This is a genomic window from Paenibacillus sp. AD87, from assembly GCF_001659845.1.
Lineage (GTDB): Bacteria > Bacillota > Bacilli > Paenibacillales > Paenibacillaceae > Paenibacillus > Paenibacillus marchantiae.
On sequence record NZ_LXQN01000019.1, the window covers coordinates 225458 to 240906 of the forward strand.

Genomic DNA, 15449 nt, shown 5'->3' on the forward strand with positions numbered 1-15449 from the left:
TAGGAATGAAAAGAGCTACATACATACCGAGGTGTCGACATTAATTTAAAGTGGTGAGTGGATGAAAGAATTGTACAGTCAGGTGAACCGAAAAACATATTATATTTCCATGTTAACTCTCATTGCTCTTATGTTATCTGGATTAATCCTATCGACGACAGAATTAAGCGGAATTACAGTGGGGTATGTTATCCATTTTTTGTGTGTGGCCATTCTAGCGGTTTGTTTGTTGATCTACCCGAAGCATGAAACCTATGTTTTCAGAAAGATCATCATCCTGTTTGGTTTTGCTTATTTCTATACCCTGTTCTTCTTATATCCAGAGACCTGGACTACGTACATTCTCATTTGTCTGATTCCCTCACTTGCCATTTTGTTTTTTGATTTAAAATTGTTTTATTTCTCCATCATTCTGAATGGATTTTTAATTTTGATCACGTTTGGCTACATCATCCTGATCGATCAAGGTAATATATATTCGTATTTACATCATGACATCCTAGGGAACCTCATTAATATTATAGCGAGTCAGATATTATTATTTCTCATTTTCCATCTGTCCTTTAGTCGTATGAAAAAGCAACAGCTCTATCATGAACAATTACAACAATCGGAACGACTGAAGATGATAGCCCATTTGACGGCTGCTGTTGCGCATGAGATTAGAAATCCAGTCACCGTTGTTCGAGGATTTTTGCAGTTATACAGAGAAGATCCTGCATTTGATGATCCAGTCAAAAACAAGTTCAAATTGATGATTGATGAGTTAAATACCGTTGAACAGATTACCTCTCAGTTTCTAACCCTTTCCAAGCCTAATAAAGATCAGAAGCCAGAAAAATTGAATGTGAACGATGCTCTTCAGAGTGTAACAGGTCTGGTTCGTTCCTATGCGATGTTATCTGATAATCAGATGCATATCGAGGCAGAAGAGGATTGCTTCATTTTTATTAATCCCATTGAGTTTAAGCAGTTGATGATGAATTTAATTAAAAACGCATTGGAAGCATCGAATATGGGGAAACCCGTCACTGTGATTGCCAAGAGGAATCAACATTATATTGAGATCAAAATTATGGATGAAGGGAGCGGAATGTCAGAGGATGAGGTGAAGTCGCTCGGGACGCCGTTTTATTCATTAAAAAGTAATGGCACCGGACTAGGATTAATGATCTGTTTTAATATTGTAGAAAAATATGACGGGGAAATTAATTATGAAAGTATAAAAGGTGTTGGAACGACCGTTACGGTACGCTTCTTGGCTACGGATGGGGCTTTTGTGTCTTCTACATGAATAGAGGAGGAATGGGTATGTTGCAGAAGTTTGGTGTAAACGATCAAGTGCTGCATCAGAATATGTTTATGGCCGATGAAGTCCAGTACAATCTTATTCATCGTATATGCGAGTCAGAGCGTTCAACCTGTCTAAAAGCATCTAATGAAACAATGATCTTTGCCCAGACCGAAGGGCACAACGCTTGGTTGTGGATTTCCAAAGAACTTGCAGCTGAACCAAAGAACAAGCTCTTGCAAGAACTTTTAGAATTTCTCAAGGGAAATGAGCTTCCGGGGATATCAGGAGATCAGGCGACTGTTGGACACTTTTCTGAGGTATTCTCAGAGGCTAACGAGGTTCAATGTGTTCCTTATATGATGATGGAATCCTACGTTTGTTCAGAGGTAAGGAAACCAGTTCATGTAGAAGGGACACTGCACCTAGCTACAAGACAGCATTTGGAGACCGTGGCGGAATTTTTAGCTGGTTTCTCAGAAGGGGCTTATGGAGTTAAAGTTGAACCATCTAGTCAACTCTCAGCAGCAGAGTCGGCTATAGAAACAGGTAATCTGTATCTATGGCTGGTAGATGGTTACCCTGTGTCCATGGCTAATATTGCACATCGCTCTCCAAGACATGCGAGAATTAATGCAGTATATACACCATCTGCCTTTCGTAAGAAAGGATATGCAAGTGCAGTTGTAGCAGAATTATGTTCTATCCTCATATCAGAGGGTTTAGATCCGATGCTATATGCTGATTTGAAGAACCCTGATGCGAATAAGGTTTATCAAAACATAGGTTTTGTTAAAAGTGGTCAAGTGGCTGACATTAAATTCAATTAGGAGAAAAGTGGTCTAGAGCATGGCATCACTGAGAATCAATTGTAGGTATGTATAACATTCTTATCTTGATTCTCAGTGGCATGCTTGTCACTCATGTTGGTGAATCTTCTCCATTATCCATTGGATTTCGGGATTGCCAAGGTTCGTATAAATGCTTCTATATTGTCTGTCAGAAAATCGCTATTTACTAATCCAGCATGAGCGATCATGTTCTTGATATCTTGGGCAAACTCAGACAAGCTGGAAGTAGAGGCTTTTTCGAATCTGTTCTCCCCAGCGATATTCCCCGTAGATTTGGCTACGTCCTCTTTGTATTCCTTCAACCAGTCCTGATTAGTCGATACATTTTTGGCGAAGCTTTGAAGAATGCTGTTCCAGTCTTTTCCGTTCACAATTGCATCCTGGAGCTTATCCAGCGTTTTGGGTTCAAATTTCTTCATCATATAGGTTAGATCGATATAATCATCTGGAGCGCCAACAGGTCTCTGAGGAGGAGTCTCATAATGGATTTCTTTCGTCTCAGGATCTACCGTTCTGGTTGTGGAGATGGCGGCGATTTGACGAATCGTATCCATGAATTCCGTCGCTTTATCCCCTTTCATATAATTATCCGCGATATACTTTGCTTGTGTGAGACCCAATTCCAGCAATGCTGATCTGTCCTCTTCCTCGGTTATGTTAGTAATGAGGTTAGCTTGAATGATGCCATAGACAGCCTCCTTCACCTCCGAGGGTTGATCTGTGAGTAGGCGATTTAAGGAATCATTGATTTGAACGGTTCCAAAATATGTAGCGGAATGATTTACAATATCGGATGCTGCCAACTGCCTGGAAGCCGGACTAATCTCCACTGTGTCGTTGTTATGCGACAGTTCGGGTATCGTGCCTGTGACCAAAGATGGCTTATCCGCCTGCTGTCTCGAGTTGATCTTGGCATTGAAGTCAAGCTGGGGCGAGCTTTGAATTTTCATCATGAACACTCTCCTGTTCGTTTTGATATATTCCAAATATTCTCTTCTCATCATAGTATCGGAATAATATTCCATATTTTTAATATGATTGGACAAAAAAAGCAACAGGCATGTTGACGAATCGCCCATTGCTTTTTCTTGATCTGTTTAACCTCCGTAAATACTGTAGGCAAAGTGATACACAATATCTGTATCATTTGCACTCGGACGACTCGTTACCTTCGCCAGCACACCACAAATATCATAGTAGTGAGTGAAGCTTATAGCTCCCGGCAAGTATTGACTTATGCTCCCTGTTGAAGGAGGCAGGGATAACGTAGCAGTGAATTGGCCGCTGCTGTTTGTCATAACCTTTGCACTCCGATATCTGTTGTTACTGCCTTCGGTCCAATAATCATTCTCCCAAAGGACTTCTACTTCCACATTAGCTACCGCATAGTTATCTGAAGTCGCGGCAACGCCAGTTACCGTAAAACTGGTTCCCGTTATCCGGTAGTAGCGTCCATAGGCATATGTGGGGTAGTCATTCGGACCACCATTGGAATTATAACCTGTGATCACAACTTTATCGGCTCTTAACACGGGTTGAAGGTGTAATGAATAGTTGTTATCCGAATAGTTACTTGTTGTATACACCCGCAAATAATATGTGCCTGTGCCTAGAGACACATTGCCGTTGGTGGAGGGCATTAGTGCCATACGATTGTTGCTTAATGCACCATACAATTCCGCCTTATAGCCATTACCTACAGAGGCTTGATCCAGATCGATATGCATGGCATCGTAATTTCTGCTTTCGGGAACCGTGATCTTATACCAATCCTGATCGACCTCCGAATTAATGGAGCGGCTTGAAAGAGTAGAGCCACCAGTTGCTACCGTGAAAGGATAAGCATGAAGTGCATTTTCATCCGTCTCGTACGAATCATAGGTTGAGCTAGTTGAGACGGTTAGAGTGAATGGTTCATTGATGCTGCCTCCAACTGCGCCGTAGGCTTCAATTAAGTAGGCTTTGGAACTGGCTGTACTATTTTTCGTGCCGACATTTTCAGACAAGGTTCTTGATCCATTTCCGTAGTTATTCAGATACGTGCCATAAATTGAATAATCAATTGGAGTTGGGTTCAAATCACCAGTGGACATGTCAAATTCGTAGAGATATAGATCGTAATCTAGCTGCGCCGATGCCGGATTATCCATTTGTACTTGCAGTATGCTTCCCGGTTGTACATAAATAGGGTATAAAAAGCTGGACGTACCTTCTTGTTGGATGTAGCCCGTGTATGTATTAGTCTCTGCTGTGGCTGTAGCGATAACCGATTGCGGAGCCGAAATGAGTCCCTTTTGTAATTCTGAAGACGCGGTAGCCGATTCCAAGTTTACAGGTACTTTTACCCGGTGATTCTTCAGTTTGGACGAATCCAACTCAGAAGCATCCTTGGTAAGTGTGGATATCATTTCCTCACTTGGCTGCATTACCTGTTCTGCGACATGGGCATCGGGGTGAACTCCCGATTCGGCCATGTCATCGTCTGCAAACGCTTGAAAACCGAAGGCAAAACTGAGAAATAGATTCATGACGACAACCATAGAAAGCGTCTTTTTCAAGTTTAAAATCTCCTCTCGAAATATAATAAAATTTTGCTACAATTGTATAATATACCAGTTCTGATGGTTTGTTAAGTGGTTATTATATGATGTTTTGAAGTTTATTTGAACAAAATAGTTATATTGCTAGCCTACTGTGTCAGGAGTAGAGGATTTGATTGTTTTGGAAGCTTCCCTTATTTTATTTCTTGGGCGTGTACCTTCTGTTTAAAGTAGCAAGCTGCTGTCTGCAAACCTCGATGGCGTGTTGAATGGTAGTTGGCGGTTTGCTATAATTCACACAGGACGCAACGAAGAAGGGAGCCCTGTACGATGAAAAAGGCCAAACATACCTGTCCCTCCAATAGCAAGGCATTCGGCTTGGCATTGCAGGCCCTTGTGTTCATGTCTAATAGTTCTAACCGCTATCCAAGTAACAATATCGCCGATCAATTATGCTCAGAAGCAACATTGATTCGCCGAATATTGGCGAAACTCGCTCAGGAGAACATTCTAGAGGTTCGTGAAGGACGGGATGGAGGTTATCGCATGAAGCAGCCGCCGGAATCAGTGACACTAGCCGATATATATCTTTCGCTTCAGACCGAGGCATCGCTGTGTGAAGGAATGCTGGATTCCACAGGCGATCACTCCTTTGGTATGCAGATGCATGACATGTTCAACGATATTACGGGGGAAATTAATCATAGCGTGTTGGAAATCCTGCGAAAATACACCATTGCCGACATGGCCAAACGAATGAGTCCGATAATGGAGAATTGACAACATTCCCATCCACATATATACTGTGCTTATATTAGCACAGTTAAGTGGTTTATTTTTTTATCTTTAACTGTGTTAAATAATACACAGTATATAAATGGGAGGCAAAATGGGATGGAGAGCGTAAAACAAGAGCAAAGCTTCATGGAAGTGGTAAAGGAAAGACGTTCTGTACGGCATTACGATCCTGCGGTCAACATTTCAGAGGAGGAATTGAAAGATATTCTGACTCAAGCAGCCCTTGCTCCATCTGGCGCGAATATGCAGCCATGGAAATTCATTGTCTTTAATGATCAGGCTCTGAAAGAACAATTGCTTCCCATCGCGAATAACCAGCAGCAGGTGGTAGATGCCTCGGCCGTTATTGCGGTGCTGGGTGATTTGGAGTATATCAAACAGGTGGATTCCGTTTACGACGCTTCTGTAGAAGCTGGTTATATGACGAAGGAAGTTAAGGATTCGTTGGTTACCAACATGAAGGGAATGCTGGGAAGCATGGATTCTCAATATATCAAGGACGGCGTAATATTTGATTGTGGTCTATTATCGATGCAGTTCATGCTCGCCGCCAAAGCGCGTGGTTATGATACCGTTCCAATGGCTGGATACGATAAAAATAAATTTATTGAAGCGTTCGATATTCCCGATCGTTATGTTCCAACCATTCTCATTTCCATCGGCAAAGCTTCGCAACCGGGGCATCCGACTACTCGACTGCCCATTGACGAGTTGACGTTCTGGAATGGTATCACAAAATAATGGAGGCCTCTCCATTGAGAGAGATACTCCTTATGAGTTTAGTTACCGTTTTAGCTAAAAAGAAAGACTAAAGCAAAACATCTTAGGCTGCCATTACGGCAGCCTTTTCATTTTCAGCAAGAACATGGTGTCGACGAACAAAAGGCGGGTGGTTGAGGCTGGGATTACTCCTTTAACGGAGCAATCCCTATCAATCAAACCTTAGTCCCAATATTATTCCAACTCAATCTCTTTTACTGTCTCGCCCTCAACCAGCACTGGCTGGTAATAGGTGTTGGTGGGCAGATCCTTTTTGCCTTGCAGTTTCTTGATGACCCAATCCGCAGCGTCACGGCCCATTTGTTCTTGGGGATGAGTTAATGTCGTGAGTTTGATGTTGGCGTTCTTGGCGATATAAGAATTGTCCTGGCCGATAATGGATAACTCGTCAGGAATGGAAATCCCCAGCTTTCTACATGCATGTACGACTTCCAGCCCTACCTCATCGTTGTAACAGACAAGGGATGTTAGCGCATCTCTGTTTTCCTCCAGAAACACCTCCAGATTGGTGGAGAGGTCCGGCTTCGATGCCGTATCGAACGAAAGCACTTGCTCGGGATGAAACCGTAACTTGGCTTCGCCCAGCGCTTTGATATATCCCTTCATCCGATACTTCCCTTGTAAATCATCCATTTTCGCGATAATGCCGATCTGGCTATGTCCTTTGGCGATCAGTTCCCGGGTAGCTAGATAGCTGGACTGCACGTCATCCAGACAGAAGAAAGGTACCTCGAGCTCTTCATAGAAGGCATTGATCATTGTAAACGGTACATCCTGCTCTTTAAAGGAAAGGTAGTACGCTATGTTGGGGTTGTACAGATTACTCTTGGTCGGTTCGACGATCAGGCCATCCACACCGTAAGAGAGCATCATCTCGAGCGCTTTTTTCTCTTGTGCAACGTCGTTGTTGGTGCTGGCTAACAGCAACGAATAATTGTCTTCATTTAATCGGCCTTCAATGCCGCGGATGATGGAGGGGAAGATGTAATCGGAAATATACGTCGTGATGACGCCGATTGTTTTTTTCATCGTGTTCCCGCCGGTTCTGGATCGATACAGATTGCTCACATAGGTGCCGGAACCTTTCTCACTTCTCAAAAAACCCTCGTTCGATAACTCCAAAATGGCCTTCCGTACCGTCTGGCGGCTCACGTTATAGCTGTCCTGCAGTGCGGATTCGGTAGGGATTTGTTCACCTACGCTATAGGTTCCCGATAGGATATTGCTTTTGATATCGTCAATGATGACCTGATACTTTGGCTTCACGCAGTCCACTTCTTTCATCGTTACTTATCTATAAAAAAACATCGTCATATTCATAGTTGTACGTACATATTTTATCATGATTCGAATCGAATGGCTATGGAGCAGCTAGTTTTACAAAATAAACCGTACAATTTCCGTCATGAGATAGAGATGTGTACCCTACAACATAAACTTTTGAGCACAGAAATGAGATCGTTTAGACGTTACATTTTGACTGATGTAAGTATAACTATTATATATTATTGACAAATGTACGTACAAAAAATATACTAAGGCTGTCAGAAAAGGAAAGCGCATTCTTTTCAATGAATCGAAATATGAATCTATTTCAATCATCTTTAAGCCAAAACTATTTTTACTTTTACCTACTGTGGTCAGAGAGGGGACTACGTGATCATGAGTCATGTGGATATGAAAGAAGCGATTACCAAGGGAGCCACTTCACTAGGCATCGAATTTGGATCGACGCGGATCAAAGCGGTGTTGATAGACGAACGTTTTGAGACCATCGCGTCAGGCAGTTATGAATGGGAGAACCTCCTGAAAGACGGATATTGGACGTACAACCAGGAGGATATTATCACAGGTCTTCAGACTGCATATCGTGAAATGAAGCAAGATGTAGAGCGGAAATATGGAATCACGTTGCAAACGGTAGGTTCCATCGGATTCTCTGCCATGATGCATGGATATATCGCACTGGATAGCGCGGGAGAACTGCTGGTGCCGTTCCGGACGTGGCGCAATGCGACTACCGGGAAAGCTGCGAGAGAACTGACGGATCTTCTGCAGTTCAATATCCCGGAACGCTGGAGCATCGCTCATTTGTACCAAGCGATCTTGAACGAAGAGACCCATGTGCCTCGCATCGATCACCTGACAACTCTGGCTGGTTACATACACTTGCTGCTGACGGGCAATAAAGCCATCGGTATCGGCGATGCCTCGGGCATTTTCCCAATCGACGAGTCTACGCATAATTATCACCCGGCCATGATCAAGCAGTTCGATGAGCTGATCGCAAGCAAAGGTTATCCTTGGAAGGTCGAGGACCTTCTTCCCAAAGTGTATCTCGCTGGTGAGAATGCTGGTGAGTTAACCGAAGCGGGAGCCAAGCTACTCGATCCTTCAAATGATTTGCATTCAGGCATTCCACTCTGTCCGCCAGAAGGCGATGCCGGAACGGGCATGGTAGCAACGAATAGCGTGAGGAAGCGTACGGGCAACATCTCCGTCGGCACCTCCGTGTTCGCAATGATCGTCTTGGAGAAGGAATTGTCCAAAGTGTATCCCGAGATCGATATGGTTACGACACCAGACGGCAGTCCGGTAGGCATGGTGCATGCCAACAACTGCTCCAGTGACATCAACGCCTGGCTTGGATTATTCCGTGAATTTTCCGAGGCGATGGGATACGAAGTCGACACCGGTAAATTGTTCAGCGTGATGTTCAATAAGGCGTTGGAAGCTGACCCGGATGGTGGCGGTTTGCTGAGCTACGGTTATTACTCGGGTGAAAACATTACGGGCATCGACAAAGGCCGTCCATTGTTCGTCCGCTCACCGGAAAGCAACTTCAATCTGGCGAACTTCATGCGCACACATCTGTTCACCGCTTTTGGTGCCCTCAAGCTTGGCATGGACATTTTGACGAAGAACGAGCATGTGGCGATTGACAGCATCTTGGCTCATGGCGGTCTGTTCAAGACACCTGTCGTCGGTCAGCGGATCGTAGCCTCGGCGATGAACGTGCCGGTGTCAGTCATGTCTACAGCGGGTGAAGGCGGCGCATGGGGTATGGCGCTTCTGGCCTCGTACATGATCAACAAAGATCAGCAGGAGAGTCTGGATGTGTTCCTTGAGCAGAAGGTCTTCAGTGATGTCGAGGGTGAGGAAGTTGCACCGGATGCATCGGATGTCAAAGGGTTTGAAGCATTTATCGAACGTTATCGGAAGGGCCTCGCAATTGAGCAGGCGGCGGTGGATCATCTGGTAGAGAACGGGAGGGACTAACACATGTTAGAACAACTGAAAGAAGAGGTCTATGAAGCGAATCTCGAGCTGCCGAAGCACGGACTTGTGAAGTTCACATGGGGTAATGTCAGCGCGATGGATCGGGAAAGTGGTGTGTTTGTCATCAAACCGAGCGGTGTCAGCTACGATAAGATGAAAGCGAGCGACATGGTAGTGGTGGATTTGGACGGCAATGTAGTAGAGGGGGACATGAGGCCTTCTTCGGATACTGCGACACATGCTGTGCTATACAAACATTACCCGGAAATCGGCGGCATTGTGCATACTCATTCCACCTGGGCGACCATCTGGGCACAAGCCGGATTGGACGTACCTGTGATGGGAACGACGCATGCTGACACCTTCTATGGTGCCGTACCTTGTGCGCGTTTCTTGAACCAGGATGAAGTTGATCGGGGATACGAAGCTGAGACGGGCCGTCTCATTATTGAAACATTTGAACAGCGCGGGCTGGATGTGATGGCAATCCCGGCAGTTCTGCTTCATGGACATGCACCGTTTACATGGGGGAAAGATGCCAAGTCGGCGGTTGTGAACAGCGTCGTACTGGAGGAAGTATGCAAAATGAACCTGTATGCGCGGCAATTGAATAACTTTGCAAAAGAACTGCCGCAAGGCATTTTGGATAAACACTATCTGCGGAAACACGGAAAAGACGCGTATTACGGACAGAAGTAATTTGGTTATGTAGCGATCGGTTGATAATAATTCAAGCGAATAAGTTGTTTGTTACTACTACCAATGAAGTTGTATCAAACTTTTACACGATAACGGAGAGTGCAGTACCAATCTGTAGAAGCGAAGCGCTCGCCTTTATAACCGGATATCATCCTTATTAAAATTGATCAAAGAAATCCGGGGATAACCAGCGATCGGAAGATGGTACTGCAATCGGAGTGGTAAGTGTAACCCATTTGTTCAACTATAAAAATGAAAAGAGGATGATTACATGTCAGCAGCAGCAGGTAAACAGTTTTGGTTCGTCGTTGGTTCGCAGCATCTGTACGGGGAAGAAGCACTGGGTGAGGTGAAGGCCAATGCACAAAAAATCACGGATGCTCTTAATGCAAGCGGCGTTTTGCCATACCCGCTCGTATTGCAGGATTTGGCAGTAAGCGCAGATAAAATCACGAACATTATGAAAGAAGTGAACTATCGCGACGAAGTGGCGGGTGTGATCACCTGGATGCATACGTTCTCGCCTGCAAAAATGTGGATTCGGGGTACGAAATTGCTGCAAAAACCGTTGCTTCATCTCGCGACACAATTCAATGAAAGCATTCCATGGGCGACCATCGACATGGATTTCATGAACCTGAACCAAGCGGCTCACGGTGACCGCGAATATGGCTTCATCAATGCACGCCTGAGAAAACAAAATAAAATCGTCGTTGGCTACTGGGAGCGTCCAGAAGTGCAGCAGCAGGTTGCTGACTGGATGGACGTAGCGGTAGCTTATAATGAAAGCTTTAACATCAAGGTTGCTCGCTTCGGTGATAACATGCGCAATGTGGGCGTAACCGAAGGCGATAAAGTAGAAGCACAGATCCAATTCGGATGGACTGTCGATTATTTCGGTATCGGCGACCTCGTGCAATACGTGAATGCCGTAACGGAGCAAGAAATCGATGATTTGATCGCTCAGTATGCAGAGTTGTATGAATTCGATTATGGCACGAACAGTAAGGAAGCTTGGGAAGCTAGCGTACGTGTACAAGCAAGTTATGAAATTGCGATCAAACGTTTTCTGGACGAGGGTGGATACAGTGCCTTCACCACTAACTTCGAAGATCTGCATGGCATGAAGCAACTTCCGGGTCTGGCTGTTCAACGTCTGATGGCTCAAGGGTACGGCTTTGCTGGAGAGGGTGACTGGAAAACGGCTGCACTCGACCGCTTGCTCAAAGTTATGGCCCATAACGAAAACACGGGCTTCATGGAGGATTACACGTACGAGATGGCAGCTGGTCAAGAGGCTATCCTTCAATCCCATATGCTTGAAGTAGACCCGACACTCGCCAGCAACAAACCTAAAATCATCGTGTCCCCACTGGGTATTGGCGATCGGGAAGATCCTGCACGTCTCGTATTCGATGGCAAAGCAGGAGAAGGCGTCGTGGTATCCATGGCAGACTTCGGAACGCATTACAAATTGTTGATCAACGAAGTGTCTGCATTTGAACCGACGGTTCCAGCGCCTAATCTGCCGGTAGCCCGTGTACTGTGGAATGTGAAGCCCAACTTCCAGGACGGGGTTAGAGCATGGATCGAGAATGGTGGCGGTCACCATACCGTGGTTTCCTTGAACCTGACTACGGATCAAATCGTGACTTATGCGAAATTGGTGAACCTGGAGTATGTTGTGATTAAATAGTTTTGTTATTCATGAACTTATACAAATTCTTTCCTTATGGCCGGGGGGTTCCCCGGCCCTTTGTCTTGCCGTGAGGCGCATGGTGTATGGCCTGAAACGGGTCTCGTGCTCTCTCCAATACAAAGGATAACGTTAGTACCGTCGTCTACGTTCTATTTTGCTATAATAGCCCAAAGGAGGTTATCTATTAATGATACATACGCAAGAAAGTTTGCTCCACCAACTGCGTCAGCTCGGCATTGACGACCAAGGGACGCTGCTCATTCACTCTTCCATGAAAAGCATGGGCGAAGTCGAAGGCGGTGCGGATACGGTGCTGGATGCATTGACCGAGTATATGAAGGACGGACTGCTGGTATTGCCAACGCATACATGGTCCACGATCAATGCGGACAATCCGATGTTCCACGTGGAATCTTCGCCATGCTGCGTCGGTATTCTGCCTGAGCTATTTCGCAAACGACCTGAAGTAGTACGTTCTTGGCACCCTACACATTCGGTAGCTGCTCTGGGACGCGACGCCGAAGCATTTACGAAGGACGATCATCTTTTCGATACACCTTGTGCGAGAGGCTCAGCCTGGGGCAAACTGCTTGATCGGAAGGCCACGATCCTTTTGGTCGGCGTTGATCTGAAACGGAATACGTTTATCCATGGTATCGAAGAATGGGTCGACATCCCGGGCAGATTAACGGATGAGCCTGAGATGTTACGCACGGTTTTACCCGATGGAACCGAAATTTCGGTGCCTTCTCGGAGACATTGCGGATTGTCATGGTCGGAGCATTTTTGGAAAGTGGATGACGTTCTTGAACGTAAAGGTGCGATGCGTAAGGGGCAGCTTGGCGATGCGGTTGTCAGAGTGTGTGATGCGGCCTTGTTGACGGAAGTAATCACGAGCATGCTCCAAGATAATCCGGATTTGTTCTCGGACAATTTGCCTTTGACTACTGTACACGAATGAGGAGAGGGCCGTCCGGTGACGGAGGGCTCTACATACGTACCTGCTTACCTCTTACGACAGCTAACAAGGTCTTCTTTCCTCTCGGTTTACATCTAAACGTTCAATTTCATTCACAAAAACGCAAAAATTGCTCAAAATTCAAACAGAGGTTGGTTGGTTTGCCATTGTATGGGCTACTCACCCCATTAGCGGTGTGATAAGATGTGGTTAAATTAACCAATAGCAATAATATAGGAATATCTTTTATAGGTTTATCGAAGGTTCACATAGCGTTAAGGAATAACCCAGTTCAATACTATCTTCGTTGTCGCATGCAAAAAGGAGAAGATTCGTGAGCCCATTAGTATGGTATGATCTCTTTCTATTCGTCCTATTGTTTGGTGTATACGTATATGTTTTTGCTACGGTTAGAATTACGAACTTACATAAGGTTTACTTTTTGTTTCATGGGTTGATGATGCTCTGGCCATTCTGTCAATTTGCGAGTACGTTGACGAAGGACCCTGGCTTGCAGTTGTTCTATGTTACGTTATCTTTTGTCGCCGTTTCCTTACTAGGGAGCGGTTGGCTGCTGCTTACGATCTTCATTACGGGTGAAGCGGAGCGATTAAGCCCAAAAAGATCCTTCCTATTGTTCATCCCTGCGGTTATTGGAGCGGTTGGCGTGATCCTGAACCCATGGGGTTGGTTTGTAACTCCACTTGAAGGCGGTTATATCGAGCGGGAATATGGACACTGGTTCTGGGTTGTCATGGCTATACTCGTAAGTTACTTTGTAACGTCCCTCTTTATTTTATTCCGGGCACTTTATTCTTCTCGAACGTCTTCCATGATTAAAAATCAGGTGAAAGTTACGCTATGGGGCATATTCGTGCTGGCTGCTTTTGCAACAATCGATGCTTTACTTAATGTGGTTCTAAGAGCGTATTTACCGTTTATCATTCCCGGACTGACTTCGCTGGGGATTTTCGTGTCCGACCTTTTCTTCGTCTATGTTATTAAAAGGTATAATGTGTTCGATCTGGTTTCCATCGCCCATGAGGATGTAATCAATACCATTCCTTACGGCATCCTTGTACTGGATGAGAATGAGATGATTATTGAATTGAACAAAGCCTCCCGATCCTTCATGGATCTGCATGTGGGAGATTCTTTTGATATGGAGGCATTTCTGGGTTCTGTTCGTGTTGAGGGCAGCCGCCAGAAGTTCCTGGAGGAGTATAAGCAAAAAGACAATACCTTGTCTCAAATTGAAGTACTCGTGGGGCGGGATGACATCCGTCATTATATCCTCCAAGCGTCTCCCATTGTGGATGCTGCGCGCGCACCCATGGGTCATATCCTTACGTTCCAGGATGTCTCTCAAGAGCGCTTCTATGTAAAAGAAATGAATAGGCAGAATGAGACGCTTCAGGAGCGTAATCATGCCCTAGATCGCATTCGTCTGGAGTTGTCCGAGGCCAATCGCAAGCTGGAAGAACTCGCCCTCACGGATAGTCTGACGAACTGCTACAATCGCCGTTATCTGACCCAACATCTGAATCACGAGGTCATCACCAACATTCAATATAAAACGCCGTTTTCACTCATACTGCTGGATATTGACTACTTCAAAGCGATCAATGATCGCTACGGACATGTCATCGGGGATGAAGTGCTGCATCGCACGGCTCAGGCTGTGAAAGAATCCATTCGGAGCACCGATATTCTAACGCGATATGGCGGCGAGGAATTCATGATCTACCTTCCGCATACCGAACGCCAACTAGCCCAACAAATAGCGGAACGTGTGAGATTAGCGGTGGAGTCGAACCTCATTGTGGTGGATCACGAGATCGAACAGGTGTCCATTACGATTAGCATAGGAATTCTGTCCATTGAGGATTTCGAATGTGAGCATGTCCCGGACAATCCGGAGGGGTATCTGATTCAGTTGTTCGCTGCGGTGGATAAGGCTTTGTATCAAGCGAAGCAGAATGGGCGTAATCGGATTGAGTTTGCGGAGTTTGAGGGTGTTGTTTTGTAGATTCATGAAATTAAAAAAGAGTGTGAGGGTTACTCCACTCTTTTTGATTTCGATGCTGATGTGTTTAATCAGAACTTTTTTGTAGCTTTTCTATAGTATTCAGAATCTCTTTATTAATTTTCGTTAATGATGCGATTTCATCTGCGTTTTTACCACTTATTAATGTTATATGTTCATCCAAAGCTCTTTTGTATTCGGATTCTTCGTTGAATTTGAAGATTTCTTCAGCAGGAACCTGAAATCCATTTATTATTTTTTCTAGAGTCTCCAGAGAAATATTTCGATCTCCCCGTTCAACCCCACCAATATAGCTGTAATGAAGACCTGCTGCTTCTGCTAGTTGTTCTTGAGTCCAACCCTTGGCCTTTCTTAACTCGCGTATTCGATTCCCTACACTTTCTGGTAAATTCATATGATCACCTCCACTTAAGGTTAGAAGAGGTTATAGAATCGTTACAGACTAACAGATACAAATTGATTGTGAATATAATAGTACTTATAAGTACAATTTATATTGATCTTCTT

Annotated in this window: 13 protein-coding genes; 9 read left to right on the forward strand and 4 right to left on the reverse strand. The window is 44.8% G+C overall.

Annotation, left to right across the window (positions count from 1 at the left end; genetic code table 11):
- Window positions 1-61: 61 nt before the first annotated feature.
- Window positions 62-1294 carry a sensor histidine kinase gene (locus tag gpAD87_RS24760; RefSeq protein WP_064641493.1) on the forward strand — a complete coding sequence of 411 codons (1233 nt, stop codon included), beginning with the start codon at window positions 62-64 and terminating at the stop codon, window positions 1292-1294.
- Window positions 1295-1311: 17 nt separating this feature from the next.
- The gene (locus gpAD87_RS24765) at window positions 1312-2121 is read left to right on the forward strand and encodes a GNAT family N-acetyltransferase (protein WP_064641495.1); all 810 of its coding nucleotides are present in this window, start codon (window positions 1312-1314) and stop codon (window positions 2119-2121) included.
- Window positions 2122-2234: 113 nt separating this feature from the next.
- Here the strand turns inward: gpAD87_RS24765 and gpAD87_RS24770 are convergent, their stop codons facing one another.
- Window positions 2235-3095: a hypothetical protein gene (locus gpAD87_RS24770; RefSeq protein ID WP_231952831.1), complete on the reverse strand. Its 861-nt coding sequence runs from the start codon at window positions 3093-3095 to the stop codon at window positions 2235-2237.
- A 144-nt stretch (window positions 3096-3239) separates the two neighbouring features.
- Entirely contained in the window at window positions 3240-4709 is a 1470-nt protein-coding gene (locus gpAD87_RS24775) for a hypothetical protein (RefSeq protein ID WP_157258563.1), read from the reverse strand.
- Between the two features lie 303 nt (window positions 4710-5012).
- Between gpAD87_RS24775 and gpAD87_RS24780 the strand changes: the two genes are divergently transcribed.
- Both gpAD87_RS24780 and gpAD87_RS24785 read left to right on the forward strand, forming a co-directional pair.
- Complete coding sequence (locus gpAD87_RS24780) at window positions 5013-5462, forward strand: RrF2 family transcriptional regulator (RefSeq protein ID WP_064641496.1); 450 nt, start codon at window positions 5013-5015, stop codon at window positions 5460-5462.
- 114 nt (window positions 5463-5576) lie between these two features.
- Window positions 5577-6221, forward strand: a complete 645-nt coding sequence (locus gpAD87_RS24785) for a nitroreductase family protein (protein ID WP_064641498.1) — start codon at window positions 5577-5579, stop codon at window positions 6219-6221.
- 213 nt (window positions 6222-6434) lie between these two features.
- On the opposite strand, the gene gpAD87_RS24790 is transcribed toward gpAD87_RS24785, so the two are convergent.
- Window positions 6435-7526 (reverse strand): GntR family transcriptional regulator, encoded by a 1092-nt coding sequence (locus gpAD87_RS24790; protein ID WP_064641501.1) that lies wholly within the window; start codon window positions 7524-7526, stop codon window positions 6435-6437.
- A 396-nt stretch (window positions 7527-7922) separates the two neighbouring features.
- Here gpAD87_RS24790 and gpAD87_RS24795 point away from each other — a divergent pair, with 396 nt between their 5' ends.
- The 5 genes from gpAD87_RS24795 (at window position 7923) to gpAD87_RS24815 (ending at window position 14924) form a co-directional block, all read left to right on the forward strand.
- Complete coding sequence (locus gpAD87_RS24795) at window positions 7923-9539, forward strand: xylulokinase (protein ID WP_064641503.1); 1617 nt, start codon at window positions 7923-7925, stop codon at window positions 9537-9539.
- Between the two features lie 3 nt (window positions 9540-9542).
- On the forward strand, window positions 9543-10238 hold the full coding sequence (locus gpAD87_RS24800) for an L-ribulose-5-phosphate 4-epimerase (RefSeq protein ID WP_064641505.1): 696 nt from the start codon (window positions 9543-9545) through the stop codon (window positions 10236-10238).
- A gap of 271 nt (window positions 10239-10509) precedes the next feature.
- Window positions 10510-11934 carry an L-arabinose isomerase gene (gene araA, locus gpAD87_RS24805; RefSeq protein WP_064641507.1) on the forward strand — a complete coding sequence of 475 codons (1425 nt, stop codon included), beginning with the start codon at window positions 10510-10512 and terminating at the stop codon, window positions 11932-11934.
- Between the two features lie 190 nt (window positions 11935-12124).
- Window positions 12125-12898: an AAC(3) family N-acetyltransferase gene (locus gpAD87_RS24810; RefSeq protein WP_064641509.1), complete on the forward strand. Its 774-nt coding sequence runs from the start codon at window positions 12125-12127 to the stop codon at window positions 12896-12898.
- A gap of 331 nt (window positions 12899-13229) precedes the next feature.
- On the forward strand, window positions 13230-14924 hold the full coding sequence (locus gpAD87_RS24815) for a histidine kinase N-terminal 7TM domain-containing diguanylate cyclase (protein WP_064641510.1): 1695 nt from the start codon (window positions 13230-13232) through the stop codon (window positions 14922-14924).
- 64 nt (window positions 14925-14988) lie between these two features.
- Here gpAD87_RS24815 and gpAD87_RS24820 read toward each other — a convergent pair whose 3' ends face one another.
- Complete coding sequence (locus gpAD87_RS24820) at window positions 14989-15336, reverse strand: helix-turn-helix domain-containing protein (RefSeq protein WP_064641512.1); 348 nt, start codon at window positions 15334-15336, stop codon at window positions 14989-14991.
- Window positions 15337-15449: the final 113 nt, after the last annotated feature.